The sequence below is a fragment of the Streptomyces sp. NPDC057474 genome (assembly GCF_042802555.1).
Taxonomy (GTDB): domain Bacteria; phylum Actinomycetota; class Actinomycetes; order Streptomycetales; family Streptomycetaceae; genus Streptomyces.
In genome coordinates, this window is record NZ_JBHVDX010000394.1 from 1 (window position 1) to 4937 (window position 4937).

Sequence of the window (4937 nt, forward strand, 5' to 3'; positions counted from 1 at the left end):
CGACGCCCCCGCCCTTGGGGTCGTCGAGGTCCCCGCCGAACTGGACGTGTTCGCGGTGGCGGGCCCGCCGGGTGGCCAGGGCCCGGTTGCCGGCGGCGACCATGGCCCCCCCGCACGGCTCGGTGAGCGGCTCGCCGGGCGCGTCGTGCGCTCGCCGGCCGGCCGTTTCGCCGGCCGGCGCGAACAGGTGCTCCATGATGTGTTTCGGGTCGGCGGCGCTCTCCCGCGCGACGCGGTCGTAGACGGCCTCGACCTCGTCGGCGTGGCGGGCGCGCGTGCGGCGCAGCCAGGTCTCGTCGACGGTGCCCTCGGCGAGCAGCCGTGCGGCGAAGGTGTCCACCGGGTCGCGCATGGCGGCGAGGTCCTCGGCGCTGCGGTAGACGCGGTGGTCGTCGGAGGAGGTGTGCGCGTCGAGGCGGTCCAGGCCGCACCACAGCACGACGGGTCCCTCGCCGCCGCGCACGGTGCGCAGGGCCTTCGCCGCGGCGGTGTACACGGCGTCGGGGTCGGCGCCGTCGACGGTTGTGGTCCGGGACTCGGGCAGCAGGCCCAGTGCGTGCGGCGTCAGGTGCGCGGTCGGTGTGGAGATGCCGTAGCCGTTGTCGGAGACGAGGAAGAGGACGGGCAGGTGCCGCTCCACCGCGAAGGCGACGGCCTCGAAGAACTCGCCCTGGCGGGTGGAGGCGTCGCCGATGGAGCAGACGACGGCCGTGTCACGGCCGCGTAATTGCGCGGCCCAGGCGGCGCCGGCGGCCGGCAGGCACTGGCTTCCGGTGGGGCTGGCGACGGAGAACACATTTCCTGGACGGTGGCCGAAGTGGGCGCTCATATTGCGCCCGGCGGAATGTGAGTCCGCTTTTGCCATGAGGTCGCGGGCCTGTGCTTCCGGGTCCATTCCGCGGGACAGCAGCAGGGTGCGGTCGCGGTAGTGCGGGAAGATGAGGTCTTCGGGTCCCAGCAGCTCACAGAGGGCGGCCAGGGCCTCGTGGCCCGCGGAGGAAATGTGGAACCAGGCTTCTCCCTGGCGCAGCACGATGCCCGATCTTCGGTCGCATTCACGGGAGAGCAGCATCAGTTCGAGGAAGTCGGCCCGCCGTTCGGCAGGTATCCCCGAAGGCTGGGATTCCTTCGTCGGGTTCTTCACGGATGAAATCGTGCCGTGCCGCCCGGGTTTGGAGCATCGCCTGCGATAGCCAATTCGCGGGCGGCCGTTGATACCTCGCGGGAGTGAGTTCGGCGCAAGCGGCTACGGAAAAAGAGTGACCCCTTCCCTCCCGGGAGTGATGTCCGTTGCCGCGGGAGGGAAGGGGGTCGGTAGCTGCTCGCCAAGGAGTGCGCATGGGGTCGGATCAGCTCGGTCGCGTGATGGTCGGCTTCCGGGCTTGCGCTGCCCTGGGCCGTTCGGGTTGGCGTGATCGTGCGATCTGCGATCTGGGACGCGGGGTACGGCGTCAGCGTGCGGGGCCCGGTGTTTCACCGGTGTGATGGTGCAGGGCCTCCCCGTCGCCTCTGGCCATACCCATCCGGCCGGGTCGTGCAGGGCCCGTGTCCATCAGCGGCCTCCGGCCGCGGGGGCCTCCCGGGCCCGGACCACGCACAGGATGCGTGTCGCCGCCCCGGGGTCGGGTGCGCCGGGGACCAGCTCGCCCAGGACCGTTCGGGGCGCGCGGCTGAGCGGACTCACTCCCGCTCGGTCCACAGGAACGGTGCGCGGGGGCGCCCCCTTGCAGAGCCGTCTCAGCCCACCCGGGCGGCGGGGCGGGGGCCGGCCATCTCGGGGGCGGGCGGCAGGGGGGCCTCGGGGTGGGCCATGAGGATGGACCGCTGGAGCCTGCCCAGAGCCGTCGACGGCTCCAGGCCCAGCTCCCGTACGAGGGTGGCGCGCAGGCGCTGGTAGACGGTGAGGGCCTCCCCGCGGCGGCCCGAGCGGTGCAGCGCGAGCATGAACTGGCCGTGCAGGCTCTCGTGCATCCGGTACTGGTTGACCAGCACGGTCAGTTCGGACAGCAGCTCGCGGTGGTGGCCGAGCCGCAGGTCGGCCTCGATCCGCTGGTCGAGCGCGCACAGCCGGGTCTCCTCCAGCCGCCTGGCCTCCAGGGTGATGCGGCTGCCGGCCTGGACGTCGGCGAGCGCGGCCCCCCTCCACAGGGACAGCGCGTCGCGCAGCCGCTTGGCGGCGCCGGCGTAGTCCTCGGCGTCCATGGCCCGGTACCCGGCGCCCGCCCGCCGTTCGAACTCGTGGAAGTCGACGCTGCCGCCGCGGGTCTGCAGCCGGTAGCCGCCCGGCAGGGTGACCAGGACGTCCTTGGCGGTGGCCGTCTCCTGGCCGTCTCTGGCCAGTGCCTGTCCGATGAGTTCGCGCAGCTGCAGGATGTAGGTCTGCAGTGTGGTGCGGGCGCTGCGCGGCGGGCGGTCGTCCCACAGCTCCTCCATGAGCGTGGACACGGGCACCACGTGGTCGGCGTGGAGCGAGAGAAGAGCCAGGACCTGGCGCGGTTTGGGGGCGGTCGGTGTGATCGAGATGTTGTGCTCGCGCACCGACAGCCCGCCCAGTACTTCGATGTCCATGGTTTCTCCCCGATTGGTCGCTGCATGCAGGTCAGCGCGTGCGTGATCACCGCTTGCGCACCGCCAAGGGAGCGTGTCGCGGCGTCTGACTCGACAATGAATAAAAAAACAGCACAGTCGGTTTGTCAATGCCGACCGTGTAGTCTCGTTCCTCATGAGCCAGCGACCGCACCGGGGCACCCGTTCAGATCCCGCGGCCCGGCGGCCCGGCCCGCACGGCGGTCAGGCAGCCGTCGTGCAGGGTGGGCCGCGAGCGCGCACTGTCCCAGTGCCCCGTCCCCGCGAACAGCCGGGGCACGGAGTCGAGCTGGTAGCGGCCGTGCTCGAGCAGCAGCACACCGCCGGGGCGCAGCAGCCGGCTCGCGGTCCGTTCCATCGCCCTGATCATCCGGAGGCCGCCCTGGCCTGCCCACAGGGCGAGCGGAGGGTCGTAGCCGAGGACCTCGGGGGAGCTGGTGCGCAGTCCGATGGGGAGGTAGGGGGGGTTGGTGACGACCAGGTCGGCGGCGGCGCCGAACTCGGGGAAGGCGTCCTTCGCGTCCCCCTGGACGATCCTGGCGGCGGTGCCGCGGGCGTTGCGTGCGGCCAGGCGCGCAGCGGCCTGCGAGAGCTCGATCCCGAAGACCCGGGCGCGTGGCACGCGGCGGGCGATGGTGACCGCCATGGTGCCCGGTCCGGCGCAGAGGTCGATCACCAAAGGAGACCGGTTGCCCTGTTTAATCATGGTGTGCAGTCTGTTTATTGCGTCCTCGATGATCTCGGCGGTCTCGGGTTTGGGTACGAAGACGCCGGGCGCCAGCTCGAAGCGGTGTCCCATGAACCAGGCGTGGCCCACGATGCGTTCGGCCGGCTCGCGGGCGGCGCGCCGCTCCACGTACGGCCAGAAGCCGGCCGGCACCGGGCCGTGCAGGTGCCCGTCCAGGTCGTGCGGGCTCACCCGGGCGGCGTGGGCCGCCAGGAGCCGGGCGTCGGCGCGTGCCGCGGCCTGCTCGATGCCCGCCGCGACGAAGCGGGTGACGGCGCCTTCCAGGGCGGCGGCGAGGGTGTCCGGGCCGGCGTGGGCCGCCGGGCCGGCGTGGGTGTCCGGGCCGGCGGCCGTCACGAGGCCCTCCGTCCCGGCTCGCCGGCGCCCGCGCCGCCGGCGGCGATCCACTCGTCCTCCAGGCGGCACGTCTCGGCGATGAGCGTGTCGTACAGGCTGCGCAGGAACGCGGGCTCGATGCCGTGCTCGCGTGCGTACCGCGCGGCCCGGTGGTGCACGGCGGCGACCCGGTGCGGCTGCATCATCGGCACGCCGTGCACGCGTTTGTACTCCCCGATGCGCAGGCAGATCTCCAGGCGCTCGCGCACCGCCTCGAGCAGGGCGGCGTCGACGGTGTCGAGCCGGCCGCGCAGCGCGGGCAGGTCCTCGGTCGCGTTGAGTGGTCCGGTGCGTAGTGGCATGACGAATCCTCAGTCGGGTGATGGCGGCGGCCTGCGGTGGTGGTGGCGGTGGGCGGGATGACGGGGCGGGGAGGAAGGGTGTTCGGGCGCTGTGTGGTGGCGGGCGGCACCGGCGAGGTGGGCTCGATGTTCACCGGCTGGCTGCTGAGGTCGGGCGCCGAGGTCGTCTGCGTCGACCCGGCGGCCGGGGGGCCGGGCACCGTCGCCGGTGACATCCGTGCCCCGGGCCCAAAGGCGGCGAAGGCTCTGTCGGCGGCGGACCTGGTGCTGCTGGCCGTGCCGGAGCCGGTGGCGCTGGAGGCGGTCGGCCCCGTGACGGCGCTGATGCGGGCGGACGCGCTGTTCGCGGACACGCTGTCGGTGAAGGCCCGCATCGCCGGGTGTCTGCGGGAGCGGGCGCCGGGGACGCAGGCGGTCGGCCTCAACCCGATGTTCGCGCCGTCGCTGGGGCTGCCGGGCCGCCCGGTGGCGGCGGCCACCGTCACCGACGGGCCGGCCGTGCGGGCGTTGCTGGCGCTGGTCGCCGGGTGGGGGGCCCGGGTGGTGGAGATGACGGCGCAGGAGCACGACGTGCTCACCGCCGCGCAGCAGGCCGCCACGCACGCCGCCGTCCTCGCCTTCGGCCTCGCTCTGGGCGAGCTCGGCGCAAACGTGGCGGTGCTGTGCGAGACCGCGCCGCCGCCGCACCGCACCCTGCTCCAGCTGCTCGCCCGGATCGCCTCCGGCACCCCGGAGGTGTACTTCGACGTCCAGGCGGGCAACCCGCACGCCGGGGCCGCCCGGCAGGCGGTGGGCCGGGGCCTGGAGCGGGTGGGGCGGGCGGCGGCCGGCGGCGAGCAGGACTTCGCGGCCCTCCTGGAGGAGCTGCGCTGCCTTCTCGGTGAGCGGCACCGGGCGGAACTGGCCGGCGCCTGCGCCGAGTCGTT

The 4937-nt window shown here is 73.5% G+C and carries 5 protein-coding genes; 1 reads left to right on the top strand and 4 read right to left on the bottom strand.

Annotated elements, in window-relative coordinates; all coding sequences use genetic code 11:
* From ACFU53_RS46555 to ACFU53_RS46570, 4 genes are all read right to left on the bottom strand, one after another.
* Positions 1–1144 (bottom strand): thiamine pyrophosphate-dependent dehydrogenase E1 component subunit alpha (locus ACFU53_RS46555; RefSeq protein WP_384006318.1); only part of this gene is annotated, 1144 nt, incomplete at its 3' end.
* A 593-nt stretch (positions 1145–1737) separates the two neighbouring features.
* Positions 1738–2568, bottom strand: a complete 831-nt coding sequence (locus ACFU53_RS46560; protein ID WP_384006320.1) for a BTAD domain-containing putative transcriptional regulator — start codon at positions 2566–2568, stop codon at positions 1738–1740.
* A 184-nt stretch (positions 2569–2752) separates the two neighbouring features.
* Positions 2753–3670, bottom strand: coding sequence for a N5-glutamine methyltransferase family protein (locus tag ACFU53_RS46565; RefSeq protein WP_384006322.1), 918 nt, complete (start codon positions 3668–3670; stop codon positions 2753–2755).
* Positions 3667–4011 (bottom strand): chorismate mutase family protein, encoded by a 345-nt coding sequence (locus ACFU53_RS46570; RefSeq protein WP_384006323.1) that lies wholly within the window; start codon positions 4009–4011, stop codon positions 3667–3669. The genes ACFU53_RS46565 and ACFU53_RS46570 overlap by 4 nt, the downstream gene beginning before the upstream one ends.
* 78 nt (positions 4012–4089) lie before the next feature.
* On the opposite strand from ACFU53_RS46570, the gene ACFU53_RS46575 reads away from it, so the two are divergent.
* On the top strand, positions 4090–4937 hold an 848-nt coding region (locus ACFU53_RS46575; RefSeq protein WP_384006325.1), incomplete at its 3' end, for a prephenate dehydrogenase/arogenate dehydrogenase family protein.

Coding starts and splice junctions, on each gene's coding strand:
- ACFU53_RS46560 (WP_384006320.1), bottom strand. CDS start 2,568: ATGGACATCGAAGTACTGGGCGGGCTGTCGGTGCGCGAGCACAACATC.
- ACFU53_RS46570 (WP_384006323.1), bottom strand. CDS start 4,011: ATGCCACTACGCACCGGACCACTCAACGCGACCGAGGACCTGCCCGCG.